The organism is Sphingomonas sp. MMS12-HWE2-04 (genome assembly GCF_044881185.1).
GTDB lineage: Bacteria > Pseudomonadota > Alphaproteobacteria > Sphingomonadales > Sphingomonadaceae > Sphingomonas.
This window is the reverse complement of the sequence record NZ_CP173254.1, coordinates 3,345,735-3,370,588: the sequence shown is the minus strand read 5'-3', so window position 1 is coordinate 3,370,588 and position 24,854 is coordinate 3,345,735. Positions and strand designations below refer to the sequence as shown.

At 66.7% G+C, this 24,854-nt stretch carries 25 protein-coding genes and 1 pseudogene; 13 read left to right on the top strand and 13 right to left on the bottom strand.

Annotation, left to right across the window (positions count from 1 at the left end; translation table 11 throughout):
* Positions 1–97: 97 nt before the first annotated feature.
* The 5 genes from AB2M62_RS15795 (at position 98) to AB2M62_RS15775 (ending at position 4,678) form a co-directional block, all read left to right on the top strand.
* Positions 98–1,471 (top strand): M48 family metalloprotease, encoded by a 1,374-nt coding sequence (locus AB2M62_RS15795; RefSeq protein WP_404335304.1) that lies wholly within the window; start codon positions 98–100, stop codon positions 1,469–1,471.
* A complete protein-coding gene (locus AB2M62_RS15790) occupies positions 1,468–2,229 on the top strand; it encodes a DsbA family protein (RefSeq protein WP_404335302.1) in 762 nt (253 codons plus the stop codon). Before AB2M62_RS15795 ends, AB2M62_RS15790 begins: the two co-directional genes overlap by 4 nt.
* A 61-nt stretch (positions 2,230–2,290) precedes the next feature.
* On the top strand, positions 2,291–3,241 hold the full coding sequence (locus tag AB2M62_RS15785; protein WP_404335300.1) for an ABC transporter ATP-binding protein: 951 nt from the start codon (positions 2,291–2,293) through the stop codon (positions 3,239–3,241).
* Entirely contained in the window at positions 3,238–4,008 is a 771-nt protein-coding gene (locus AB2M62_RS15780) for an ABC transporter permease (protein WP_404335298.1), read from the top strand. Before AB2M62_RS15785 ends, AB2M62_RS15780 begins: the two co-directional genes overlap by 4 nt.
* A 10-nt stretch (positions 4,009–4,018) precedes the next feature.
* Positions 4,019–4,678: an FABP family protein gene (locus AB2M62_RS15775; protein ID WP_404335297.1), complete on the top strand. Its 660-nt coding sequence runs from the start codon at positions 4,019–4,021 to the stop codon at positions 4,676–4,678.
* A gap of 3 nt (positions 4,679–4,681) precedes the next feature.
* Here the strand turns inward: AB2M62_RS15775 and AB2M62_RS15770 are convergent, their stop codons facing one another.
* Positions 4,682–5,125 carry a MarR family winged helix-turn-helix transcriptional regulator gene (locus AB2M62_RS15770; protein WP_404335295.1) on the bottom strand — a complete coding sequence of 148 codons (444 nt, stop codon included), beginning with the start codon at positions 5,123–5,125 and terminating at the stop codon, positions 4,682–4,684.
* Positions 5,126–5,180: 55 nt separating this feature from the next.
* Here AB2M62_RS15770 and AB2M62_RS15765 point away from each other — a divergent pair, with 55 nt between their 5' ends.
* A complete protein-coding gene (locus AB2M62_RS15765; RefSeq protein ID WP_404335293.1) occupies positions 5,181–6,290 on the top strand; it encodes an FAD-dependent oxidoreductase in 1,110 nt (369 codons plus the stop codon).
* On the opposite strand, the gene AB2M62_RS15760 is transcribed toward AB2M62_RS15765, so the two are convergent.
* Together AB2M62_RS15760 and glpX are read right to left on the bottom strand one after the other, a co-directional pair.
* Positions 6,287–8,131, bottom strand: a complete 1,845-nt coding sequence (locus tag AB2M62_RS15760; protein WP_404335291.1) for a CocE/NonD family hydrolase — start codon at positions 8,129–8,131, stop codon at positions 6,287–6,289. The genes AB2M62_RS15765 and AB2M62_RS15760 overlap by 4 nt on opposite strands.
* Positions 8,132–8,200: 69 nt before the next feature.
* Positions 8,201–9,169, bottom strand: a complete 969-nt coding sequence (glpX, locus tag AB2M62_RS15755; protein WP_404335289.1) for a class II fructose-bisphosphatase — start codon at positions 9,167–9,169, stop codon at positions 8,201–8,203.
* Positions 9,170–9,359: 190 nt separating this feature from the next.
* On the opposite strand from glpX, the gene AB2M62_RS15750 reads away from it, so the two are divergent.
* Positions 9,360–9,599, top strand: a complete 240-nt coding sequence (locus AB2M62_RS15750) for a hypothetical protein (RefSeq protein ID WP_404335287.1) — start codon at positions 9,360–9,362, stop codon at positions 9,597–9,599.
* A gap of 83 nt (positions 9,600–9,682) precedes the next feature.
* Entirely contained in the window at positions 9,683–10,021 is a 339-nt protein-coding gene (locus AB2M62_RS15745; protein WP_404335285.1) for a hypothetical protein, read from the top strand.
* On the opposite strand, the gene AB2M62_RS15740 is transcribed toward AB2M62_RS15745, so the two are convergent.
* Positions 10,018–11,316 carry a homoserine dehydrogenase gene (locus AB2M62_RS15740; RefSeq protein ID WP_404335283.1) on the bottom strand — a complete coding sequence of 433 codons (1,299 nt, stop codon included), beginning with the start codon at positions 11,314–11,316 and terminating at the stop codon, positions 10,018–10,020. The two genes, AB2M62_RS15745 and AB2M62_RS15740, sit on opposite strands and share 4 nt — an antisense overlap.
* Positions 11,317–11,431: 115 nt before the next feature.
* Here AB2M62_RS15740 and AB2M62_RS15735 point away from each other — a divergent pair, with 115 nt between their 5' ends.
* On the top strand, positions 11,432–12,016 hold the full coding sequence (locus AB2M62_RS15735; protein WP_404335281.1) for a hypothetical protein: 585 nt from the start codon (positions 11,432–11,434) through the stop codon (positions 12,014–12,016).
* A 4-nt stretch (positions 12,017–12,020) separates the two neighbouring features.
* On the opposite strand, the gene AB2M62_RS15730 is transcribed toward AB2M62_RS15735, so the two are convergent.
* Together AB2M62_RS15730 and AB2M62_RS15725 are read right to left on the bottom strand one after the other, a co-directional pair.
* Entirely contained in the window at positions 12,021–12,968 is a 948-nt protein-coding gene (locus AB2M62_RS15730) for an isopenicillin N synthase family dioxygenase (protein ID WP_404335279.1), read from the bottom strand.
* 64 nt (positions 12,969–13,032) lie between these two features.
* The gene (locus tag AB2M62_RS15725; protein WP_404335277.1) at positions 13,033–13,527 is read right to left on the bottom strand and encodes a hypothetical protein; all 495 of its coding nucleotides are present in this window, start codon (positions 13,525–13,527) and stop codon (positions 13,033–13,035) included.
* 110 nt (positions 13,528–13,637) lie between these two features.
* Between AB2M62_RS15725 and AB2M62_RS15720 the strand changes: the two genes are divergently transcribed.
* The 3 genes from AB2M62_RS15720 (at position 13,638) to AB2M62_RS15710 (ending at position 15,960) form a co-directional block, all read left to right on the top strand.
* Positions 13,638–14,873 carry a multidrug effflux MFS transporter gene (locus AB2M62_RS15720; protein ID WP_404335275.1) on the top strand — a complete coding sequence of 412 codons (1,236 nt, stop codon included), beginning with the start codon at positions 13,638–13,640 and terminating at the stop codon, positions 14,871–14,873.
* 98 nt (positions 14,874–14,971) lie between these two features.
* The gene (locus tag AB2M62_RS15715; RefSeq protein ID WP_404335273.1) at positions 14,972–15,322 is read left to right on the top strand and encodes a DNA primase; all 351 of its coding nucleotides are present in this window, start codon (positions 14,972–14,974) and stop codon (positions 15,320–15,322) included.
* A 50-nt stretch (positions 15,323–15,372) separates the two neighbouring features.
* A complete protein-coding gene (locus AB2M62_RS15710; RefSeq protein ID WP_404335272.1) occupies positions 15,373–15,960 on the top strand; it encodes a YdeI/OmpD-associated family protein in 588 nt (195 codons plus the stop codon).
* Between the two features lie 111 nt (positions 15,961–16,071).
* Here AB2M62_RS15710 and AB2M62_RS15705 read toward each other — a convergent pair whose 3' ends face one another.
* The 7 genes and pseudogenes from AB2M62_RS15705 to AB2M62_RS15675 form a co-directional block, all read right to left on the bottom strand.
* Positions 16,072–17,352, bottom strand: coding sequence for a class I SAM-dependent methyltransferase (locus AB2M62_RS15705; RefSeq protein ID WP_404335270.1), 1,281 nt, complete (start codon positions 17,350–17,352; stop codon positions 16,072–16,074).
* Positions 17,353–17,578: 226 nt separating this feature from the next.
* Positions 17,579–17,945 (bottom strand): annotated as a pseudogene (locus tag AB2M62_RS15700) (molybdopterin-dependent oxidoreductase); the annotation flags it as partial.
* A gap of 224 nt (positions 17,946–18,169) precedes the next feature.
* Positions 18,170–18,862 carry a cytochrome b/b6 domain-containing protein gene (locus AB2M62_RS15695; RefSeq protein ID WP_404335268.1) on the bottom strand — a complete coding sequence of 231 codons (693 nt, stop codon included), beginning with the start codon at positions 18,860–18,862 and terminating at the stop codon, positions 18,170–18,172.
* 16 nt (positions 18,863–18,878) lie between these two features.
* The gene (locus AB2M62_RS15690) at positions 18,879–19,580 is read right to left on the bottom strand and encodes a sulfite exporter TauE/SafE family protein (protein ID WP_404335266.1); all 702 of its coding nucleotides are present in this window, start codon (positions 19,578–19,580) and stop codon (positions 18,879–18,881) included.
* A gap of 50 nt (positions 19,581–19,630) precedes the next feature.
* Positions 19,631–20,500 (bottom strand): class I SAM-dependent methyltransferase, encoded by an 870-nt coding sequence (locus AB2M62_RS15685; RefSeq protein ID WP_404335264.1) that lies wholly within the window; start codon positions 20,498–20,500, stop codon positions 19,631–19,633.
* A 47-nt stretch (positions 20,501–20,547) separates the two neighbouring features.
* Entirely contained in the window at positions 20,548–21,939 is a 1,392-nt protein-coding gene (gene thrC / locus AB2M62_RS15680; protein WP_404335262.1) for a threonine synthase, read from the bottom strand.
* Positions 21,940–22,008: 69 nt separating this feature from the next.
* On the bottom strand, positions 22,009–22,680 hold the full coding sequence (locus tag AB2M62_RS15675) for a spermidine synthase (RefSeq protein ID WP_404335260.1): 672 nt from the start codon (positions 22,678–22,680) through the stop codon (positions 22,009–22,011).
* Positions 22,681–22,846: 166 nt separating this feature from the next.
* Here AB2M62_RS15675 and AB2M62_RS15670 point away from each other — a divergent pair, with 166 nt between their 5' ends.
* Positions 22,847–24,769: an acyltransferase family protein gene (locus AB2M62_RS15670; protein ID WP_404335258.1), complete on the top strand. Its 1,923-nt coding sequence runs from the start codon at positions 22,847–22,849 to the stop codon at positions 24,767–24,769.
* The last annotated feature ends 85 nt before the right edge of the window (positions 24,770–24,854 follow it).

Sequence of the window (24,854 nt, the reverse complement as noted above, 5' to 3'; positions counted from 1 at the left end):
CGGCGCTGCCGCGGGGGAGGGACCGCTTCACGCGGGGTTCAGGGCAAAATCCCCAAGGGCATTGCCGCTACGGGAGGATGGGACGATGATGCCGCGGATGAAGCGTTTCGCGACTCTGCTGGCGATGGTCTGCATCGCCTGTTTCGCCGCAGCCCAGCCTGCCGCGGCGCAATCCCTGCTCCGCGATGCCGAGACCGAGGCCTGGCTCGCCGATATCTCCAAGCCGTTGTTCCAGGCTGCCGGCCTGTCGCCCGCCAATGCCAAGGTGGTGCTGATCCAGGACAATTCGATCAACGCCTTCGTCGCCGGCGGCCAGATCGTCTACATCCATTCGGGGCTGATCGACGCCGCCGACAACGCCAACGAAGTCCAGGGCGTGATCGCGCACGAGATCGGCCATATCGTCGGCGGCCATGCCGTATTCCAGAACGATGGCGGCTATACCAGCATCACTCTGCTCTCGATGCTGCTCGGCGTCGCCGCGATGGCGGCGGGTTCGGGCGATGCCGGCGCCGGCATCATTGCCGCGGGCCAGCGCGCCGCGATCGGCAAATATCTCTCGTTTAGCCGCGTCCAGGAATCCTCGGCCGATGCCGCCGGCGTGCGCTTCCTAAACAGCGCCGGCGTTACCGGCAGGGGCATGCTGAGCTTCTTTGACAAGCTGACGGCGCAGATGCACCGCTACGGCTATTACTCGACCGATCCCGAAGTCGATCCCTTCGCCCAGACCCACCCGATGTCGCAGGATCGCGTCGAGACGCTCAAGGCCGATCTCCAGAAAGCGCCATCCTGGGGCAAGCCGCTCGATCCCGATCTCGAGCGTCGCTTCAAGCGCATCCAGGCCAAGCTGCGCGGTTATGTCAGCGAGCCTGCAACGACGCTGCGCCTCTATCCGGTCGCGGACCAGTCGGCCCCCGCGCACTATGCGCGCGCTTATGCCTATCATAAATCGGGCTATCCCGAGCAGGCGGCGGCTGAGACTGCAGCCTTGGTCAAGGCCGCGCCACAGGATCCCTATTTCCTAGAGCTCGAAGGCCAGATCCTGCTCGAATCGGGCCGTCCGGCCGAGGCGATCGCGCCGCTGCGCCAGGCGACCGAGCTGTCGCACAACCAGCCGCTGATCGCGACGACCTTCGGCCACGCGCTGCTCGCCACCGAGGACAAGGCCAATCTCACCGAGGCGGAGGCGGTGTTGCGCAAGGCGGTTGCGCGCGATCACGACAACCCCTTTGCCTGGCTCAATCTCGGCACCGTCTATGATCGCAAAGGCGACGAGCCTCGCACCGCGCTCGCCACTGCGGAGCGTGCCAATCTGACTGGCGATACCCGCACCGCACTGGTCAGTGCCCGCGCTGCGATGGCCGGGCTGCCACAAGGTTCGTCCGACTGGGTGCGCGCGCAGGACATCGCGATGGTCTCGCAGAACGAGATGGACGACAAGAAGCGCAAGGGGCGCCGCAACCTGCAATGATCGACAAGCTGTTGCGCAACCCTCTGGTGCTCGCCGGCGCCTGCCTGTTGTCGGCGATGCTCGGCGCCGGGATCTTCGCTTGGATCCAGGGCGCGCGCCACACCGAGATCGCCGGTTCTCAGATCCGGGACTATCTGCTCGAGCACCCCGAGGTGCTGCCAGAGGCGATGGAGCGCCTCCAGGCGCGCGAGAACGCCAAGGCCGAAAAGGCGCAGGTCGCCGCCCAGCAATCGGTCGGCACGCACCTTCCGGCGCTGTCCACGCCGTTCGCTTCGGCCTGGGCGGGCAATCCACAAGGCGACGTCACCGTCGTCGCGTTCATGGACTATGCCTGCGGCTATTGCCGCGCGAGCCTTTCGGGGCTTGCAGAGCTGCTCCAGAAGGACCCCGGCGTCCGGATCGTCTATCGCGAATATCCCGTGCTCGGCGATGCCAGCGTCGTCGCGTCGCGCTGGGCGCTGGCGGCGGCTGCGCAGGGCAAGTTCCGCCCGTTCCACGATGCGTTGTTCGCTGCCGGCGGACCGAGCCCCGAGACGATCGCCGAGGCCGCGAGCAAGGCGGGTCTCGACAAGGTGCTTGCCGAGCGCACGATCCGCTCACCCGCAATCGAGAACGAGATCCGCGCCAATCATCGTCTCGGCGAGCAACTCGCGATGACGGGCACGCCAAGCTGGGTGATCGGCGGCAAGCTTTATTATGGCGCGCGCGACTATGCGGGCCTGTCCGAAGCCGTCGCCGCAGCGCGCTCGGGCCGATAGGCGCCTTGTTCCGGAGCAGGTGCCGCCCTACGTAACGGATCCGTTCCGTCCGGGGCTCTTCATGCAATCCATTCTATCGCTTTCCCAGGTCAGCAAGACCTATGCGTCGGGCCACAAGGCGCTCGACCATGTCGATCTCGACATCCATCGCGGCGAGATCTTCGCGCTGCTCGGGCCGAACGGTGCGGGCAAGACCACGCTGATCAGCATCATCTGCGGCATCGTCACGCCAAGCTCGGGCACGATCCTGGTCGACGGGCATGATGCGATCCATCAGGCGCGGGAGGCGCGTTCGAAGATCGGGCTGGTGCCCCAGGAAATCGCGGTCGACATGTTCTCCAGCGTCGCTTCGCAGGTGCGCTTCAGCCGCGGGCTGTTCGGCAAGGCGCCGAACCAGGCGCATTGCGATCAGGTGCTCAAGGACCTGTCGCTATGGGACAAGCGCGACGCCAAGATCATGGAGCTTTCGGGCGGCATGAAGCGCCGCGTGATGATCGCCAAGGCGCTGGCGCACGAACCCGACATCCTCTTCCTCGACGAGCCCACGGCGGGCGTCGACGTTTCGCTGCGGCGCGACATGTGGAAGATGATCGGCGCGCTGCGCGAACGCGGCGTTACGATCATCCTGACCACGCATTATATCGAAGAGGCCGAAGAGATGGCCGATCGTGTCGGCGTGATCAACAAGGGCCAGCTGCTCCTCGTCGACGACAAGGCCGCGCTGATGACCAAGCTGGGCAAGCGCGAGATGGACCTTTCGCTTGTCGATCCGCTCGCTGCGATCCCCGCCGGCCTCGAGGAATGGCATCTCAGCCTCGAGGACGAAGGCCACCGCCTGCGCTACACCTTCGATGCCCAGGCCGAGCGCACCGGCATCCCGTCGCTGCTGCGGAAACTCGCCGAGCTAGGGATTGGCTTCAAGGATCTCGACACCAGCAAGTCGAGCCTGGAGGACATCTTCGTCGATCTGGTCGAGCAGAAACAGGCTTCGAACGAAGGAGCCGTGGCATGACCGGCATCAACTTCCACGGCATCTGGGCGATCTACAAGTTCGAGATGGCGCGCACGCTGCGCACGCTCTGGCAGTCGATCGCCACGCCAGTGATCACCACTTCGCTCTATTTTATCGTGTTCGGCGGCGCGATGGGCAGCCGCATCCACGAGATTGGCGGGGTCAATTACGGCAGCTTCCTGGTGCCCGGGCTGATCATGCTGTCGCTGCTCACCCAGAGCATCGCGAATGCCTCGATCGGCATCTATTTCCCCAAATTCACCGGCACCATGTTCGAGCTGCTTTCGGCGCCGATCTCGGCAGTCGAACTGGTCACCGGCTTTGTCGGCGCGGCGGCGACCAAGTCGATGGTGATCGGGCTGATCATCCTCGCCACCTCCGCGCTGTTCGTGCCGCTGCGCATCGATCATCCGCTGGCGATGATCGCGTTTCTGGTGCTGACTTCGGTTACTTTCAGCATGTTCGGCTTCATCATCGGCATCTGGGCCAAGGGGTTCGAGCAGCTCAACATCGTGCCGGCGCTGCTGATCACGCCGCTTACGTTTCTCGGCGGCGCCTTCTACTCGATCGATATGCTTCCCGCGCCCTGGCACACGATCAGCCTGTTCAATCCGGTGGTCTATCTGGTCAGCGGTTTCCGCTGGAGCTTCTTCGGCAAGGGCGACGTCGACATCCTGTGGAGCCTCGGCTTCACTGCGCTGTTCCTCGCGCTCTGCCTCGGGCTCATCGTCGCGATCTTCAAGACCGGCTATCGTCTCAAGAACTAAGGGCTCCAGCATGACACCCTTTCCCCTGGACGTGTTCACCGAACCTTCGGACGTCGATCCCGATACGCTGGCCAATCTCGGCCCGCTTCGGCGGTTCGCCGGCCGGTGGCAGGCCGCCAAGGGCGTGGATCTCAATCCAAAAGCGGAGGGGCCCGAGCGCCGCCAGTTCATCGAGCGGATCGAATTCGTCCCCATCGATCCCCAGGCGAACGGCCCGCAGCTGCTGTACGGCCTGCGCTATCACATCCACATCACCACCGAAGAGGAAGACATCACCTTCCACGAGCAGGTCGGCTATTGGCTGTGGGAAGCTAAGACCGGGCTGATCCTGCAAACGCTGGCGATCCCGCGCGGGCAGGTGGCGCTGGCATCGGGCACCGCTGCGGCCGATGCCGACGGCTTCACGCTGACCGCGACGCGCGGACAGACCAATTACGGGATCTGCTCGACCGATTTCCTCGAATACGCCTTCCGCACCGATGCCTATCGCATCGACGTCACGTTCAACGCCGATGGCAGCTGGAGCTACGACATCCACACCACGTTGACCGTGAAGGGCCAGGACGCGCCGTTCGACCACCGCGACCGCAACACGCTGCTGCGCGTCGGCGATGCGCGCCCCAATCCGCTGGTCCAGATCCTCGCCGCCAAGGCCCCGCCCGCCGGCTGACGTTCAGGACTCCATCGCCTCGACATTGGCGAGCACCCGCGCGAGTAGCCCAAGCAGCGTCTCGACTTCCGCTTCCGACAGGCCTCGTGTCGCCTCGCGATTGCCCTGTTCCAGGATCGCGCGGCCCGCGGGCAGCCTGGCGCGCGCATCCTCGCTCAGCGAGACCAGGCTGCTGCGCCGGTCGGCAGGATCGGGCGAGCGACGCACGATTCCGTCGCGCTCCATCCGCGCAAGCAGCTGGGCCATGGTCGGCTGCTCGACCTTGGCCCAACGCGCCAGTTCGGTTTGCGAGAGCTGCGCGCCGTCCTTGAGCGCCGTGAGCACGGGCAGCTGCGCTGTCGCGAATCCGAGCTCCTTCAGCCGGGCATCGCCCACGCGCGCCAGCCCGCGCGCGATCCGACTGAAATAATGGCCGGGCATGCGCATCGGGCTCCATTCGACCGGCATTGCATAGCTTCCTATGTTTATAATATAGGCTGCTATGTAAATGGAGCGACTCGATATGACAACTTCCCGCATCGCCATCATCGGCGGTGGCCCCGGCGGCCTGATGCTGGCCCAGCTGCTCGAACGCGGCGGCATGAGGCCGATCGTCTTCGAACGCGACACGCACGAGGATGAGCGCCCCCAGGGCGGCTCGCTCGACCTTCACGCCGATACCGGCCAGCACGCGATCCGCCGCGCCGGGCTCGAAGCCGAATTCCTCGCCGAGGCACGCCCCGAGGATCAGGGCGATCGGCTCTACCAACCCGATGGCACGTTGCTGTTCGATCGCGACGGCGCGGGCGACGATCGCCCCGAGATCGACCGCAGCGCGCTCCGGCGCATCCTACTTGCTGCGCTGGCGCCGGGAACGGTGCGCTGGGCCAGCGCGGTCGCGGCGATCGTCCCGTCCGATAGCGGATTCGATGTGCTCACTGCGGCAGGCAGCGACCGCTTCGATATCGTCGTGGGAGCCGATGGTGCGTGGTCGCGCGTCCGCCCGCTGCTGTCCGATGCGCAGCCCGTTTACGAGGGCGTCACCATGGTCGAGCTCGGCTTCGACACTGCGCGCCATCCGGAAATCGACGCGCTGGTTGGCAGCGGCAAGATGTTCGCGGTCGGCGACAACCGCACGCTGGTCGCGCAGCGCAACGGTCTCGGCCATATCCGCGGCTATGCCGGGCTGCGCGTTCCCGAGGCTGATTCGCAGCGGCTGATGGCGATGCCGCTGGAGGCGGTTCGCGCCGAGCTGCGTACGGCCTTTGCCGATTGGGCGCCGCCGCTGCGCGCGTTGGTCGAGCGTGGCGACATGCTGGCGGTTCGCCCGCTCCACGCGTTGCCGATTGGCCACCGCTGGACCAGCCGGCCGGGCCTCACCCTGCTCGGCGACGCCGCCCACCTGATGTCGCCCTTTGCCGGCGAGGGCGTCAACCTTGCTCTCGCCGACGCGGTCGATCTGGCGGATGCGCTGCTCACCGGCGAGCGCTGGCCTGCGGTCGAGCGCGCCGAAGCGGCGATCGCCGAACGTGCCGAGCCCGCGGCTAAGGGCTCGGCCGAGGGACTGGCGACCGCGATCTCCTCCCACGGCGTCGAGCACGTCCTCGCGCATTACCGCGCGCGCGTCGGCTAGCGGACGATAGGCAGCGTCACCATCGAGCCCGCGCAAACCTTTTGCATCGCCTTCTGATAGTCGGAAGGCTTGGCCTTGTAGATATTGGGCACGAAGGTCTGCGGGTTGCGGTCGATCACCGGGAACCAGCTCGACTGGACCTGGACCATCAGCCGGTGGCCCTTCTTGAAGACATGGTCGTGGTCGCGCAGCGGCACGTCCCACGCCACCACCTGGTTGGGCACCAGCGGCGTCGCCTTCTCGAAGCTCTGGAGATAGCGCCCGCGGCGGATCTCCATTGCGATCGGGAGCTCATAGCCATTCAAGGATTTGGCATAGGCGCCCAGCTCGCGTGACGGCTTCTCATAATCCTCGGGGAAAACGTCGATCAGCTTGACCACGAAGTCGCTGTCGGTGCCGCTGGTCGAGGCCATCAGCTTGGCGACCACGTCGCCGGTAACGGTCAGGTCGGCATCGAGTGGCGCGGTGGCATAGCTCAGCACGTCGGGGCGATCGTCGACGAAGCGCTGATCCTCGGCTTCCCACCAGCGCCAATCGGGGGTGGCGTAGGTCGCCGACATCGGATGCGGGCGGAACGGTACCGGGCGGGCCGGATCGGAGACATAGTCGCGGCAGGTCTCGCCGGTGACCGGCGCGCTGAACGACAGCGTTCCATCAGCGCGTAGATAGAGCGGCGTCGCCTTCGCCTCGGGCAGCGGATAGTGCCGGTAGGTCTTCCACTGCCACGATCCGGACTGGAAGCTCTTCAGCGCATAATCGGGCTTGGCGCCGGTGCCATGGAGCCAATGCGCGAAGAAGGGCGCCTCGATCTGCTCCTGGAACTGCGTCCCGCTCTCGACGCCATAGGGGATGCGCCCGAGTGCATCGGCGGGGCTGCGCCACGCGCCATGCGCCCAGGGGCCGGCGACCATCAACGCGAGATTATTGGGATCGTCCTTCTTCTGCTTGAAGAAGATCTGCCAGCTGCCCCACGGGTCTTCCTGGTCCCAATAGCCCGCGACGTTGAGCGTCGGCACGGTGGTGCGCTTGAGGCTGTCCGACCACACCTGCTTCTTCCAATGCTGGTCGTAATCGGGATGGTCGATCATCTCCTGATAGCGCGGCACTTCGCCCTTGAAATACTTCGCCTCGATGTCGGCCGGCGACCCCGCGTTCAGGAAGAAATTATAGGTGTCGAAGCGGTCATAGGGGAATTCGGAATTGTCCTTGGTCCGCTGCAGGCTCGATACCCAGTCGGTGGCGTAGGTCAGCCGCATCGCGCCCCAGCGGTGCAGGTCGTCATTCTTCCAGTAATCGATCCATGCCGCCTGCGGGCTCACTGCCTTGAGCGCCGGATGCGGCCGTGCCAGCGCGATCGCTGCGGCGAAGCCGGGATAGGAGACACCCCACATCCCGACCTTGCCGTTGTTCTGGGCGACGTGCTTCACCATCCAGTCGATCGAATCATAGGCGTCGGTCGATTCGTCGACGGCGCCCTTGCCGGTCTTGATCTCGGTCGACAGCGTGAACTTGCCGCCTTCGGACTTGAAACGTCCGCGCATGTCCTGGCTGACGAAGATGTAGCCGTCCTTGGCCAGCGCCGCCCAGTTCTTGGGCATCGCGCGCGGCGCCTGGTCGGCGGTGCCATAGGGCGTGCGGCCGAACAGGATCGGCAGCGGTCCCTTCTGGTCGCGCGGACGCAGGATGACGGTGTGCAGCTTCACTCCGTCGCGCATCGGGATCATCGCCTCTTCGAAGACGAAGGGCGACTCAGTCGCGGCAGGGGCCTGCTGCGCGCCTGCCGGCGCATAGGCCAAGGGCGCGGCAAGCGCCGCCAGTGCAACCAGACCCAAGATGCGCATGCGATTTCCCTCTCGTCGTGACGAGAGGGGTCTAGAGGCAAATCGCGGGGGAGGGAATCTCCAGCGCGGTCAGGCGGTGCGATGCTCGCCCTTCACCCAGCGCACCGTGCCGGACTTTGCGCGCATCACCACGCTCTCGGTGGTCATCTTGGTGGCGAAGCGCTTGACGCCCTGGAGCAGCGAGCCGTCGGTCACGCCCGTCGCCGCGAAGATGCAGTCGCCCTTGGCCAAGTCGGTAAGGTCGTAGATCTTGTCGAGATCCTCGATGCCCCACTTCGCCGCGCGCGCGCGCTCGTCGTCGTTGCGGAAAACCAGCCGGCCCTTGAACTGGCCGCCGACGCAGCGCAGCGCCGCGCAGGCGAGCACGCCCTCGGGGGCGCCGCCCTGGCCCATATAGATGTCGATCGTCGTCTCGGGATTGGTCGTGGCGATCACGCCCGCGACGTCGCCGTCCCCGATCAGCACCACGCCGCAGCCGACCCCGCGCAGTTCTGCGATCAGCTTCTCGTGGCGCGGGCGATCGAGCACGCAGGCGATGATCTCGTGCGGCTGCACGCCCTTGGCGGCGGCGAGCGCCTTCACATTCTCGGTCGGCGACTTGGCAAGGTCGATGATGTTGTCGGGATAGCCCGGCCCCACGGCGATCTTGTCCATATAGACGTCGGGCGCGTTGAGCAGCCCGCCCTGCTCGGCGACGGCGAGCACCGCCAGTGCGTTGGGCCCCGCCTTGGCGCAGATCGTCGTGCCTTCCAGCGGGTCGAGCGCGATGTCGATCTTGGGGCCGCTGCCCTGCGCCGCTCCGACCTTCTCGCCGATGAACAGCATCGGTGCTTCGTCGCGCTCGCCCTCGCCGATCACCACGGTGCCGTCCATGTAGAGGTGGTTGAGCGCCTCGCGCATCGCCTCGACCGCGGCATGATCGGCCGCCTTCTCGTCGCCGCGCCCGGTCAGCGTCGAGGCGGCGATCGCCGCCGCTTCGGTGACGCGCACCATTTCGAGCACGAGGACACGATCGAGGACGTGGCTGACGGTCGGCATGTTGCGGGGGTCTCCTAGGGTTTCGCCAAGGCGATAGGGCGGGGTCGTTGCACTGTCGAGGCTGCTAGCGTTGTCAGCAACTTCGCAATTGCAGCATAAACGTGTCCATGCCTCGTTTCGTCGCAACTTCGCGCGCAATCGGCCGTATTGTACTATGTTGGAAGATGAGGTGCGAAGTGGAGAAGCGGCGATGCTCCTGATGCTGTTGGCGTTGCAGAGCGTACTGGCGCCGCACCGCGATTCGACGCTCGATGCGGATCGCGCCGCCGACAGCTTCAGCCTCGTGACGCCGCCCGGCGCGCCTGCTGCAGGCGGCCGCTACCGTCTGGTTGCCGAACGCGAAGCGACTGCGCTGCGCGGGGTCTGGGCGCCCTGCGCCGAGCAGACGCCCGACGCCGAACAGGTCCGCGTCCGCTTCGGCCAAGCCTAGCGCCTTCTTCGCCCGGCACGGCTTGATCGCATTTTCGCCACAAGCATAGGCCAGCGTCCGCCCGATCGTTGGCGGGGGTGTGCATGTTCTTGCCGTTGCTGTTCCAGGTTTCGCCCGCGGTCGACGCGGCGCTCACCGAATATCGCGCCAAGACTGCGGTAGAGGTTCGATGCGCCTCGGCCACCGATGCGGACGAGCTCGTCGTGTGTGCCAGGCGCCAAGCCTATCGCCATCAATTGCCGCTGGTGCCGCGCTATAACCGCGCGAACGACGGCCATGACCAGGAAGCCCGGATCATGACTCCCGAGGCCCAGGGGCTCGTGGAATGCGGCCAGGGCGCCTTCATCGTCCATTGCGGCTCGGTGGGCGTCGGCGTCACCGTCGGCAGCTCAGGCGAGGTACGCCGTGCGCCGCCGCCTTAATCGGCGAGGATATGCATCCACATCGGCTCGCCGATCAGGCTTGCCGATCCGCGCAACTTGTCGAGCGCCTGTGCAACGCTGCGTTCGGGCCCTTCATGCGTTACGATCGCGACCAGCGCGCTACCATCCGGACTCGCGCCGCGCTGGATCAGGCTCTCGATCGAAACCCCGGCGTCGCGCATCGCGGCGGCAACTTCGGCGAGCACGCCCACCTTGTCCGCCACGGTGAAGCGCACATAGGCGCGCCCGCGCCGCTCACCGCTATCGGCTTTGGCTTCGGCGGCGAGCGCCTGCGCTGGCATCGCATAAGGCGGGCCGAATTCGCCGCGCGCGATGTCGATCAGGTCGGCGACCACGGCGGAGGCCGTCGGGCCGTCGCCGGCGCCACGGCCCTGGAACAGCAGCCGACCGACGAAATTGCCCTCGGCAACCACGGCGTTGGTCGATCCGGTGACGTGCGCGAGCGGATGGCTCAGCGGCACGAGATGCGGATGGACGCGCTGGAACAGGCCCTTGCCGCCTGAATCGGCGACGCCCAGCAGGCGCACCCGATAGCCCAGCGCAGCAGCCTCGGCGATGTCGGCCGCCAGCACGTGGCGCACGCCGGTGACCGCGACGTCATCGAACGCCGGCTGGGTACCAAAGGCCAGGCTGGCGAGGATCGAGAGCTTGTGCGCCGCATCGACGCCGTCGATGTCGAAGCTGGGATCGGCCTCGGCAAAGCCCAGCCGTTGCGCCTCTTCCAATATCTCGGCGAAGTCGCGGCCCTCGGCCTCCATTTTGGAGAGGATGAAATTGCAGGTGCCGTTGAGGATGCCATAGACGCTGTGGATCACGTTGGCCGCCGCGCCCTCGCGCAACCCCTTGATCACCGGCACGCCGCCGGCAACCGCCGCTTCGAACTTGAGCGCCAGCCCGGCATCCTCGGCCGCCTGGGCGAGCTCGAGCCCGTGATGCGCGATCATCGCCTTGTTCGCGGTGACGAAATGCTTGCCGCCGGCCAGCGTCGCGCGGGCCAGCGTCAGCGCCGGCCCGTCCGATCCGCCGACCAGTTCGACCACGACATCGGCATCTCCCTGCCGTGCCAGTGCCGCCGTGTCGTCCACCCAGGCGAAGCGCCCGATATCGACACCGCGATCCTTGCTGCGATCGCGCGCGGAGACCGCGACGATCTCGATCGGCCGCCCCGCGCGCCGCGCAATCAGCGCGCCGTTCGCGTCGAGCAGCCGGATAACACCTGCACCCACCGTACCGAGGCCGGCGAGCGCTACGCGCAGAGGAGCAGCAGTCGTCATGCACCAGCGCCTAGAGGAAGACTTCGCGCCCCTGCAACCCTTGTCGACACGCGGCGCGGCGTAGAGAAACTTTAACGCCGCCTGGGCTAAACGGCGCGCCTGGCCGGAGCGCGCAATGCAACTCATGTCCTCGAAATGGTATGGCGTTTGGATCGCGCTGAGCGTCGGCCTCATCGTGTTCCCGTCGACACTGCTCGCGATCGGCCCCTATGCGCTCGTCCTGCTCGGCCTGCCTATCCTCGTTTTCTTCTTTCTCCCGCAGCGCGTCGTCGCGCAGCTCGACGGCGATACCCTGCGGATCGAAGGCAAGTCGGCGCCGATCGCCGATCTGCTCAGCGTGCGGAGCAAGGCGGTGCGGATCATGCTTCTGCCGATCGGGCGCTCGATGACGTTCGTGGTCCAGCCGCGCAACGGCGATCGGTTGACCGAGCGGGCCGCCGGCGCGCGCAAGCTCAGCCTCAAGCTTCACAATGTGGAGGGTGGACGCGCGGCGGGCGAAGCCTTTGCCGCGCAGGCGCTTGCGGTGGCGAACGGCCGGGCGACGCTGCCGGCCGGCGGAGGCGTCAGGGCAGACACTGCCACCCGCGGCGACGGCTTCGATCCCGACGCGATCATCGCGCGCTATCTCGCCGATCGTGCGCCCGAAGTGGCAGCGCAAGCCGCGCCCGCGCGTCCGGGCTTCGGCCGCAAGGGGCTCTGACCGCCTATTTCTTGATCAGCCCGATCTCGCGCAGCCGCTGGGCGAGATAGTCGTGCGCGGTGATCGGCGGCTCGCGCTCGGGATTCTCTGCGGTCACGCACTGCGGCAGCGCCTTGATCAGGAAATCGGGCGCGGGGTGCAGGAAGAAGGGCATCGAATAGCGCGAATGGCCGCGGCGCTCGGGCGGCGGATTGACCACGCGGTGCGTCGTCGAGGGCAGGACGTGGTTGGTCAGCCGCTGGAGCATGTCGCCGACATTGATCACCATCGCGCCTTCGGGCGGCTTGATCGCCATCCACTGGCCGTCCTTGTCGAGCAGCTCGAGCCCGGCTTCCTCGGCACCGAGCAGCAGGGTGATCAGGTTGATGTCCTCATGCGCGCCGGCGCGCACTTCCGGAGCGCCGGCATCGACCGGCGGGTAGTGGAGCAGCCGGAGCACCGAATTGCCGTCCTTCACGGCCGGGTCGAACCAGTTCGGCGCGAGCCCGAGATAGCGCGCCACTGCCGAGAGCAGCTTGTCGCCCGCATCGTCGAACGCCTGGAACAGCGCCAGGAACGTCTCGCGGAACCCGTCGGGTGCGGCCGGCCAGATATTGGGCGCCATCGAGTCCTCGAAGCGGTGGCCCTTGGCCAGCTCGCGGCCGATATGCCAGAATTCCTTGAGGTCGACATGGCTCGCGCCCTTGGCGATCTCGGTCTTGAACGGGGTATAGCCGCGCGCGCCGCCGCCGCCTTCGACGAAATAGCTGCGCTTCTCGTCTTCGGGCAGATCGAAGAACGCCTTGGTTTGCGTCCAGGCCTGCTCGATCAGCGCGGCCGGAACGCCGTGGTCCTTGACCACCGCAAAGCCGAAGCGCTGGAAAGACTGACCGAATGCCTGGGCGAAGCCCTCGGGATCGGATTGCTGATCGGCGAGCGACAGCACGGGAATTTCGTTCAAGGTATCGAGCATGCGAGTCTCCGGTTGAAGCCCGCTTAGACCCGCGAGGGGTGGGGGAACAAGCGCTCGAAAGCGCTTACTTTCCCACCACCATCCGCCCGCTCACCTTGTCCGGGCCTGCCGCATCCAGCGTCAGCACGAATGGTTCGCCGTCTTCGGTCGTGCCCTTGAAGCCATTGCCGTCGGCGCTGGCCTTGAAATGATGTTTGGCGAGGTTCTCGCGGAACCAGCCCTGCACCTTGGCGAGCGGGGCGGGGCTTTCGAACGTGACCACGGCCTTGTCGTCCTGCGTGCCCTTGCCCTTCGAATCTGCCTGGAAGCTGCGGATCTTCGACTTGGGATAAAGCCGCAGGCCGTTGATCTCGAAATCCTCGGCGCTGATGTCGATCGGCGGCAGCTTCAGCGCACCTTCGAACCCCGGTGCCTTGATCGTCACCTGGCCGTTCCCGTCGGTGCTGACCGTCGCATTGCCGTCGTCCGACTGGGCGTTGATCGCAATGCTCGTGCCCGTCCCCGATCCACAGGCGGCAAGCGGCAAGGCAGCAATCAGCAGCAGCAGCGAACGGGGCATGGAGGTGCGACTTTCTTAGTAGCGTATTAGTTATATAACACACTAGCGCGAATGATTCGCAACGTCAACGGGGGGTGACGCGGGCGTCTGTCTCAGCCATGGACGCCGGCATGAGCGAGCCCCATCTCAGCACCGCCAGCGCCGACCGCGCGCCGCTGCGCTTCGGCGAGTTCGTCGCGCTGGTCGCCGCGCTGATGTCGCTGACCGCGCTGGGCATCGATTCGATGCTTCCGGCGCTCCCGGCGATCGGCACCAGCCTTGGCGTCGCCGAGCCCAATCACCGCCAGTTCGTCATCACCGCCTATCTGATCGGCTTCGCGGTCGCGCAACTCGTTTATGGTCCGGTATCGGATCGCTTCGGGCGCCGCCCGGTGCTGATCGTCGCGCTGACCTGCTATATGCTCACCTGCGCGCTCGCCGCGGTGGCGGGCAGTTTCACGCTGCTGTTGATCGCGCGGGCGGCAATGGGCGCCGCCGCCGCCGGCGCGCGCGTCGTCACCGTCGCGCTGGTCCGCGATTGCTTCGCCGGCCGCGCGATGGCGCGGGTGATGAGCCTCGCCTTCATGGTGTTCATGGCCGCGCCGATCCTCGCGCCGACTTTCGGCCAGCTCGTGCTGTGGACGGGCGCGTCGTGGCGGATGATCTTCTGGGGGATCGGCATCGCCGGCGCGGCGGTGCTGGCATGGTTCCTGGGCCGGATGCCCGAGACGCTCGATCCCGATGCGCGCCAGTCGCTCGCGCCCAGCCGCATTTTCGGCGATTATATCCTCGTCGCCAGCGATCGCGCCGCGGTGGGCTATACGCTCGCCATCGCGTTGCTCACCGGCGGGCTGTTCGGCTTTATCGGATCGGTCCAGCAGGTGATGGCCGATGTCTTCCACCGCGCCGACCTGCTCGTCTTCGTCTTCGCCGGCGTGGCAAGCACGATGGCGGTGGGCTCGTTCGTCAATTCGCGCATCGTCATGCGCTTCGGCACGCGGCTGATCTCGCACACGGCGCTCAGCGTGGTGATCGTCGTCGCCGCGGTGCATCTCGCCATCGCACTGTCGGGCCATGAGAATATCTGGACCTTCGCAGTGCTCCAGGCGCTGATGATGGGCGGCTTCGGCCTCGCCACGTCGAATTTCTCGGCGATGGCGATGGAGCGGATGGGCGCAATCGCCGGCACGGCCTCCAGCCTTCAGGGTTTCGTGACCACGCTCGGCGGGGCGCTGATCGGCGCCGAGATCGGCCAGCGCTTCGACGGCACCACCATTCCGCTCTATGCGGGGTTTCTGCTGATGGGCCTGGGCGCTTTCGTGATAATAGCGGTCGCCGAGCGCGGACGACTCTTCCGGCCGAGCTGAGCGTTTTCGTCGTACCGCGGCGGAACGCTTGGGCCCCGCCCGCCGTTCGCGTCGATGAACCTGGCGGCCTTCGCCGGGGCGATTGAAATGAGGTCATAATGGGCGGTCATCAAGTTCCTTCGCAAGGTCCCACCGACGACGGTTTCGACGAGGACGGCTATGACGAGAGCCAGCGCGCCGAGATCATCGAAGCAACCAACGACGCCCCCAGCGACGGCAATATCCTGACCGACATTCCGCTCGATCTGGGCGAGGATGACGATGACGACGATACCGACGACCTCAACATGGTCGACGACGAGCTCGGCGAAGAGGATGACGACGCCGACCAGGACGAAGACGATATCGACGAAGACGAGATCCAGGACGATCTCGACAATGACGAGGTCGATGAGGACGATCTCGACGAAGAGACCGACGATAGCGACGACGTCGCGCTCAACCCTTGACCGGGGCGGGGAGACCCTCGACGCTGCGCGCTCCACGCTAGGAGCGCGCCATGCCCCGGGATCCCCGCGTCGATGCCTACATCGCCGCCAAAACGCCCTTCGCGCAGCCGATCCTCGCCTGGCTGCGCGATCGCGTCCACGCAGCCTGCCCGGCCGTCGAGGAAACGATCAAATGGAGCATGCCCTTCTTCGTCCATAAGGGTCGCCCGCTCGCCAATATGGCGGCGTTCAAGGCGCATGCCAGCTTCGGTTTCTGGGACCGCCAGGGCCGCGGCGGCGGCAAGGAAGGCGAGGCGATGGGCCAATATGGCCGGATCACGTCGCTCGAAGACCTGCCCGACGCCGCAACGCTGGAGGCCGAGATCGCGGCCGCCGCCGCTGCAGCCGAAAGCGCGCCCGCCCGGCCGCGCCGCGCCGCCGCTGCCGAGTCCGAAATCCCTTCCGAACTGGCCGCGGCCCTGACCGAGGACGCCGCCGCCCGCGCGACGTTCGAGGGCTTTCCGCCGAGTTGCCGCCGCGAATATTGCACGTGGATCGCCGAGGCCAAGCGACCCGAAACCCGCGCCCGCCGCGTCGCCGACGCGGTCGGCTGGATGCGCGAAGGCAAGCGCCGCAACTGGAAATACGAGGCGTGCTGACCCGATGACGAGCGAGCAAAGCCCCAGAACATCGCCGATATCGACGCTGCGGTGCCGGAGGAACGCGTCCATCACCGGGTGGCGGTGATGGATCTTCGCTATCCGCGCTGACTAGCCGAAAAATGCCCCCGCCGCGTGCAGTTCGGCGCGGTCCTGCCCCGCCGTCGCCACCTCGTGCAGCGCGCGCTCGCCATCGACCATATAGTCGCGGGTCAGCGGCAGCGCGTCGCGCGAGCGGGCGAACTGGAGCTGGTAATTGACCAGCCCGCCGTTCCAGAAGCTCACATAGCAGCCGGCCAGATAGAAGCTCCACATTCGGAAGAAGCGCTCGTCATACAGCGCGACGATCGACTCCTTCGCCGCCACCGTCCGGTCGTACCAATGTTTGAGCGTATGCGCATAATGCAGCCGCAGCACCTCCACATCGGTGAGGAAATAGCGCATCCCCTCATAGCCGCGCGCGATCTCGGAGAGCGCCGGAATATAGCCGCCCGGAAAGATGTATTTCAGCGTGAACTTGTCGGTCACCCCCGGCGCGCCGGCGCGCCCGATCGTGTGGAGCAGCATCACGCCGTCCGGGGTGAGCAACTCGCGGCATTTGCGGAAAAAAGTACGATAGAAGGGCGGGCCGACATGCTCGAACATGCCCACCGAGACGATCCGGTCGAACTGGCCCGTGACATGGCGATAGTCGATCAGTTCGAAACGCACCTTGTCGGCCACGCCGGACTCTTCGGCGCGGCGCCGCGCGACCTTGAGCTGCTCCTCCGAAAGCGTGACGCCCAGCACTTCGGCGCCGGTCTTGCGGTGGAGATACAGCGCCATCCCGCCCCAGCCGCAGCCGATGTCGAGCACCTTCATCCCCGGCTGGATCGCCAGCTTGGCGGCGATATGCGCCTTCTTGTCGATCTGCGCTTGTTCCAGGCTGTTGGCGACATCGCCGAAATAGGCGCAGCTATATTGACGGTCGGCGTCGAGGAAGAGGTCGTAGAGCCGGTCGCTCAGATCATAATGATGCGCGACGTTGCGCTTCGATCTTTTGGCCATGTTGATCCGGCCCAGCCGATGCATGATTCCGTCGACCAGCGCGCGCAGCGGCTTGGGCTGGAGGACCGAGGGATTGTCTTCCCAGCGATTGTTCGCGGTGATGAGCGTCAGCAGGTCGAGGATGTCGCCCTGCTCGAGCGTCAGGTCGCCGTCGATAAAGGCCTCGGCGGCGCCCAGCGAGGGATCGGTGAGGATGCGCCGCTGCGCGCCCTTTGCCAGCCGCAGCGTCACCGGCTTGAGCTCGGCATCTGCGGCGCCGAAGGTCCGGGTCGCGCCATCGGAATGGATGACGGTAAGCTGTCCGCGCTTGACTGCGCGCTCGAAAAAACGGTCGATCAACGCCATGGAGTATCCCTGTGAGACGGCTCCCCTCCGGTCGTCGAATTTAGGTGCGTAACGAGTTTCCGCAATCCGGAATCAGGTTTCGGATTTATATCCCGGCATACCATTCATAGCCGTTGCTATCCTCCCAATAGCCGCCCTTGCCGCCGCCGATCTGGTCGAGCGACGAGACAGCCTCGATCCGCATCAGATATTTGGCGTGCTTATAGCCCAGCTGGCGTTCGACCCGCAGCCGCAGCGGCGCGCCGTGGCCGACCGAGAGCAACGCATCGTTCATCGCCCAGGCGAGGATCGTCTGCGGGTGGAAGGCGTCGATAAGGTCGATCGAACTCGTAATAGGGGGCGCCCCCGTAGCGATCGGCGCAGTAGAAGACGATGTAGCGCGCCTGATCGCGGAGCCCGGCGAGCTGCAGCACGGTCTCCAGCCGCGGCCCCTGCCATTTGCCGATCGCGCTCCAGCCCTCGACGCAATCGTGCCGGGTGATCTGCGCGCGCTGCGGCAGCGACTGGATTTGGGAAAGGCTCAGGCGCAGCGGGCGCGTCACCAGCCCGTCGACCTGCAGCCGCCAGTCGGCGAAGCGATTGCTGGCCAGCATTGTATATTCGGGCGTGTCGGGATTGGCCGTGCCGTTCACGCGAAAGCGCGGGCTGCGCTGGTCGGGCCGGAATTGCTGGGCGAGCGCGGCGCGGCCGTTGACCGATCGCTGGAGGAAGCGATGCGCCTCCTCGGCGCTCATCAGCACCGGGCTGTCGGTCCAGGCGTTGCACCCGGCGAGCAGACCCGCCCCTGCGCCGACGATCAGGTTGCGCCGCGTCAGGATCATGCGTCTTCCTCCGGCACGCGCCACCAGCCGGTGACCATCGATCGCACTTCGTTGATCGGTCCCGCCAGGATCACGAGGGTGAGGTGGACCAGCAGGAACAGGCTGGTCGCCGCCATCGCGATGAAATGGAGCGAGCGCGCCGATTGCCGCCCGCCGAACATCTCGGCCAGCCACGGCCACATGCCCGGCGACAGTGCCAGCCCGGTCAGGATCAGCAGCGGCAATAGCCCGAAGATCACCCCAGCATAGCTCAATTTCTGGAAGATGTTGTAGGCGCGCGGATTTTCGGGATCGTGGAAGCGCAGCGCGAGATGCGCGCGGAAATCGGTGCATAAGGCGCGCAGGGTCAGTTCGCGGGGCCGGATGCGCAGGTCGCGCGCGAAATGGCGGTTGGCCAGGCTGATCAGCATGTACGCCAGCAGCCCGAAGGCCAGCACCAGCGCGAAGAACAGATGCCAGTGCCGCGCGCCCGAGAGGCTGTAATGGCTCGGCAGCGTCAGCCAGCCGGGGAAGCGCGGCAGCTCGAGCCAGGCATGGTCGAAATTGGCGCCATAGCGCCCCCAATAGAGCCGCGGATGCGCGTTGAAGATCATCAGCCCGCTCGGGATCAGGATCAGCACGCAAAGCGCGGACACCCAGTGCCACAGCCGCGTGGCAAGGCGATGGCGGTAGATCGGCGCGTCGGTCATGCTGCTGCTTAGCGCATCAGGCATAGGCGCGCACGAAGAACACGATCGTCGTCACGCCGGTGACGATCAGCGTCCATGCGCGCACCACGCCGTGCGGCAGGCGCTTGCCCAGGATGGCGCCGAGCCATCCTCCGATCACGCCGCCGGCGAGCATCGGCAGACACGCCTGCCAGCGCACCAGCCCGGTCGCCGCGAACACGAACACCGCGGCGAAATTGGCGACCGCCAGCATCAGCGTGCGCAGCGCGAACAGCGATCGCGGATGCGCGCCGGCGAGCAGGCCATAGGCGGCGGTCATCATCAGCCCCACGCCGCCGCCGAAATAGCCGCCATAGACGCCCAGCACCGCCTGGGTGCCGAGCAAGGCCGGCCTGCCGATCGTCACCCGGGCGCGCAGCCAGTCAGACGCGCGGCGGCCGAACGCCATCGCTATGAAGCCAAGCAACAGCAGCCAGGGGATGATGAAGTCGAAGGCGCGGCTCGGGGTGAGGAACAGCAACAGGCTTCCCGCCAGCCCGCCGGCAAAGGTGACTGCCGCCAGCAGCGGCATGCCGATCCCGCCCAGCGGCTCGAGTTCGTCGCGATAGCCCCATGCGCTCGCCGCCGCGCCGGGCAGCAGCGCGACGTTCGAGGTCGCATTGGCGATATTGGAGGGCAGTCCCGCCGCGATCAGCGCGGGCAGGGTGGCGAAGGTGCCGCCACCGGCCAGCGCGTTCATCGCGCCGCCCAACACGCCCGCACCCGCCAATAGCAGGAATGCGCCTGGGTTCACCGGCTCCAGCGCGCGAAGATCGCCGTCGGCAGCTCGAGCCCGCGCGCTTCCTCGCGCACGGTCAGCTCGCCCGCCTCGATCGTGCCGCCCAGATCGGCGAAATGCTGGCGGACCAGTTCGCCGATCGCCAGCGCCGACATCCGCACGGCGTAGACCGTGAGGAACAGGAAGCGCGAGTTCGCGTCGAGCAATTGCCGCGTGTCGGCGATCAGCCCGGGCAGCCCTTCCTCCAGCTTCCACACTTCGCCGTTCGGCCCGCGCCCCCATTTGGGCGGATCGAGGATGATCCCGTCATAGCGGCGTCCGCGGCGCACCTCGCGTGCCGTGAACTTGCCGGCATCGTCGATCATCCAGCGGATCGGTTTGTCTTCCATCCCCGAAAGCGCGGCATTGGCCTTGCCCTCGGCGACCGATTTCTTCGACGCGTCGACATGCGTCACCCGCGCGCCCTTGGCGGCGAGCGCCAGGCTGCCGACCCCGGTATAGCCGAATAGGTTCATCACCTCAGGCTCGGGCTTGTCGGCGATTTGCCCGCGCATCCAGCTCCACACCGGCGCCATGTCGGGGAAGAAGCCGAGATGGCGGAAGGGCGTGGTCTGCGCGGTGAACGTCACTTCGTTCCAGCGCAGCGGCCAGCCTTCGCGCGGGGTCTGCCGGGCGAAATGCCAGCGGCCGCCGCCTTCGTCGTCGGGCGCGGGCAGGAATTCGCCGTCCGCATCCCAATCGTCCGAAGCGGGCGCCCACATCGCCTGCGGCTCGGGACGGATGAAGCGATATTTGCCGTAGCGTTCGAGCTTGCGGCCATGGCCGCTGTCGACCAGCCCGTAATCGGCCCAGGGCTCGCCGGTGAGAGTCGTCAAGTGCATCGCGCGTCCATAGAGGCGCGCTCCGCCGCCGTCATCCCCGAGCGCGCTTACCGCTTGGGCGTCGCCCGCTCGGCGATATAGGCCGTGACTGCCTCGAAGGTCGCCGGCAGCACGTCATAGCGTTCCTGCCGCTCGAACAGGTCGCCCAGCCGCGCCGGCACCGACGGGCGCTGACCGGTGGCGCGCTCCACGGCGTCGCGGAACTTGGCCGGGTGCGCCGTCGCCAGCGTCACCACCGGCACTTCGGGCGGCAGCCCGGCGCGACGCGCGGCGGCGAGCCCGATCGCGGTGTGCGGATCCAGCACTTCGCCGCTCTCGGCAAAGGCCCAGCGCATCGCCCCGTTCATGTCGTCGGGTTCGATCCGATCGCTGGCGAACAGCGCGGCGGCGCCTTCGCGCTGGGCATTGCTCAGCCGCATCGCCCGCGCGCGCTCGAAGCCGCGCATCTGCTCGCCGACATCGCTGCCGGCAAGGTCGAACAACAGCCGCTCGAAGTTCGAGCTGACCTGGATGTCCATGCTCGGCGCCGCAGTCGGCGTCACGCTGCCGGTCGAATAGTCGCCGCTCGAAAGCGCGCGGTGGAGGATGTCGTTGACGTTGGTCGCGACGATCAGCTTGGCCACCGGCAGCCCCATCTTCGCGGCGACATAGCCCGCGAACACGTCACCGAAATTGCCCGTCGGCACTGCGAAGGCCACTTCGCGCTCGGGTGCGCCCAGGCGCACCGCGGCATAGAAATAATAGACCACCTGCGCCATCAGCCGCGCCCAGTTGATCGAATTGACGGCAGTGACCTGGAAGCGCCCGGCGAAACCGGAATCGTTGAACATCGCCTTCACCAGCGCCTGGGCGTCGTCGAAACTGCCCTCGATGGCGATGTTGTGGACGTTGGGCGCCAGCACCGTCGTCATCTGTCGCCGCTGAACGTCGGAGACGCGCCCCTTGGGGTGAAGCATGAAGATGTCGATGCCCGCGCGGCCGGCCACCGCATCGATCGCCGCGCTGCCGGTGTCGCCCGAGGTCGCGCCGACGATGGTCAGATGGTCCCCGCTGCCGGCCAGGAATTTTTCGAAGAGCAGCCCGAGCAGCTGGAGCGCGACGTCCTTGAACGCCAGGGTCGGGCCGTGGAACAGTTCGAGCAGCCAATGCTGCGCGTCGAGCTGGACGAGCGGCGTAACCGCGGCGTGCGAGAAGCGGCCATAGGCCTGGCTGCACAGGTCGCGCAATTCGTCCTCGCTGAGGTCGCCCTCGACGAATGGCAGCATCACCCGCACTGCGGTCTCGACATAGGAGAGCCCGGCCAGCCCGGCGATCTGTTCGCGGGTCAGGCTCGGCCAAGTGTCGGGCACATAGAGCCCGCCGTCGCTCGCGAGCCCCGCGAGCGTCACGTCACGAAAGCCGAGCGAAGGCGCGGCGCCTCGGGTGCTGTGGTAGCGCATGGCCCGGCGTTAGCCGCGGCGGGGAGAGGCGGCAAGTGAAGCAAAACTCGCCCGCGCCAAAGTGTCGGCTCAGCGCCTGCGCGCAAACCAGATATTGTGCCGCGGTCCCTTGCCGTTCTCGCGCGCCCGCACCTGCGCTTCCTCGACGGTGAACCCCGCTTCGGAAAGCCGCCGAGTAAACTTCACGTCGGTCCCGGCCGACCATATCGCGAGGAAGCCGCCGGGCCGCAGCGCGGTGCGCGCCCGCGCCAGTCCGGCCGGGGTATAGAGGCCATCATTTGCGTCGCGGGTCAGCCCGTCGGGGCCGTTGTCGACGTCGAGCAGGATCGCGTCATAGGCGTCGCGCGCGCGGCCGATCACCGCGCCGACATCGGCGATCCGCATGTCGACGCGCGGATCGTCGAGGCACCCGGCCGCCAGCTCGGCCATCGGCCCGCGCGCCCATTCGAGCACGCCCGGGACCAGCTCGGCCACGGTCACCAGCGCTTCGGAGCCGACCGCGGCGAGCACTGCGCGCAGCGTGAACCCCATGCCATAGCCGCCGATCAGCACTCGCGGCGCCGCGGGATTGCCCAGCCGCTCGAGCGTCATCACGCCCAGCGCGACTTCGGACCCGCTCATCCGGCTGCTCATCAGCTCGTTGCGATCGAGCATGATGATGAAGTCGCCGGCATGTTTCATCAGCCGCAGCGGCGGGCCGCCGGGCACTTCGGCGACGCCGATCAGTTCGCGCGGGGTCATTGGTCCAAATCCATCGCCGCGGCCTAGCCGGAGCACGCCGGGGCAGCAAGGTTCCGCCACGTACGACGAACCGGGGCAAGAGACGGTCGAGCCGGTTTGCACTGCAACACGCCCCTAGGCTAGTTTTTGGTTGCGCTGCAGCATGCGTGAGTAAGGCTTTACAAATATGGCGAGAGAATATCGCGCGGATATCGACGGGCTGCGCACCGTCGCAGTGATTCCGGTCGTCATCTTCCATCTGGGAACCGCGTTGTTCTCGGGCGGGTTCGTCGGCGTCGACGTATTCTTCGTCATCTCGGGCTATCTGATCACGCAAACCTTGCTCGACGAGCGCGGCACCTGGCAGCAGGGCCTGCTCGATTTCTACAAGCGCCGCGTCCGCCGCATCTTCCCTGCGCTCTTCGTGCTCTATCTGGCGGTGATGGCCGCCGCTGCCGCGCTGCTGATGTCGGATCAGGCCAGCGACGTGGCCCATTCGATCCTCGCCTCGATCTTCTTCGTCTCGAACATCCTGTTCTACGGCCAGAGCGATTATTTCGACGGCGCGCTGGACAGCAATCCGCTGCTCCACACCTGGTCGCTCTCGGTCGAGGAGCAATTCTACGTCTTCTTCCCGCTGCTGATCTTCTTCACCCGCAGCCTCGCCGATTCGCGCCGCCGGCAGATCATCTGGGCGATCACCGTCGCGAGCTTCCTCGCCTCGGTCTGGATGGTCTATCGCGATCCCAGTGCCGCCTTCTATTTGATCCCGTTCCGCACCTGGGAACTGGCGATCGGCGCCTTGCTCGCGCTCGGCGCGATCCCGGGCCCGCGCCGCCAATGGCAGGCCGAAGCGGGCGCGGTGCTCGGCCTCGCGATGATCGGCTATGCGGTCCTCTTCTACAACAAGGCGACGCTGTTCCCCGGTGCCAGCGCGCTGCTGCCGTGCATCGGCGCGGGGCTGGTGATCCTGTGCGGCACTGGCTGGAAGACGCTCGCGGGCCGCGCGCTGGCGCTCTGGCCGATGCGCTTCGTCGGGCTGATCTCCTATTCGCTCTATCTCTGGCACTGGCCGATCATCGTCTTCTACAAGCATCTCGACGCCCGGCTCGACAATGTCGAGCGCGCCGGGCTGCTGGCGGCGTCGCTGGTCGCCGCGGCGATCTCGTGGAAGTTCATCGAGCAGCCCTTCCGCCACACCCCCGGGCTCAGCTCGCGCCAGGTGGTGCTGCGCGGTACCGGCGCGATGGCGACCTGTGCCGCGGCGGTGTTCGCGCTGGCGATGGTCACCAGCTATGCCTATCCGATCTCGGCCCAGGCGCGCGGCGTGCTGGCCTATGGCGAGCGCAACGGCCGCACTGCGATGATGCGCACCGGCACGTGCTTCCTCACCACCCAAAACACGTTCGACGAGTTCCGCCCCGACGAATGCCTCGGCGGCGGCGCAACCACTGGCAGCGCCACCGGCAAGCCGCGCGTGTTGATCATCGGCGACAGCCACGCCGCGCATCTCTATTACGGGCTCAACCAGACCCTGCCCGATATGCAGGTGCTCCAGGCCACCGCCTCGGGCTGCAAGCCGCTGCTCAGCACCCGCGGCGCGCCGCAATGCCTCACGCTGATGGATCATGTCTTCAACGACTATATCCCCAAGCTGCGCCCCGATGTGGTGATCGTCTCGGCCCGCTGGCTGGACGGCGACGTGCCCAAGGTCGCCGAGACCGTCGCGAAGATCCGCCAGACCGTGCCGCGCGTGCTCGTCTCGGGCCCGATCGTCGAATATGATCAGCCGCTGCCGCGCCTGCTCGCGATGCAGATCGATCAGGGCGAGCCGATCGACAAGCACCGCAACGGCCAGGTCCCCGGCATCGACAGCCGCCTGGCCGCGGCGATGAAGACCGCCGGCGTCCCCTATTTCTCGATGTACCACGCGGTCTGCGCGCCGAACTGCGCGCTCTGGGCCCAGCCCGGCGTGCCGATTCAGTTCGACTATGGCCACCTCACGCAGCAGGGCTCGGTGGTCGTCGCCAAGCAGATGGCGGCGGAGATAGAACAGGTCGCCGCCAAGCCGAGCGTCGCGGTGGCCGGCCCGATCCAGCAGCGGCCCTGAGTTGCATGGCTCCCCGGCGTTCGCCGGGGCCGCCGAGCCGCGGGCGTATCAAGGCGGCCACACCTGACCGGCGGATATTCCTAGC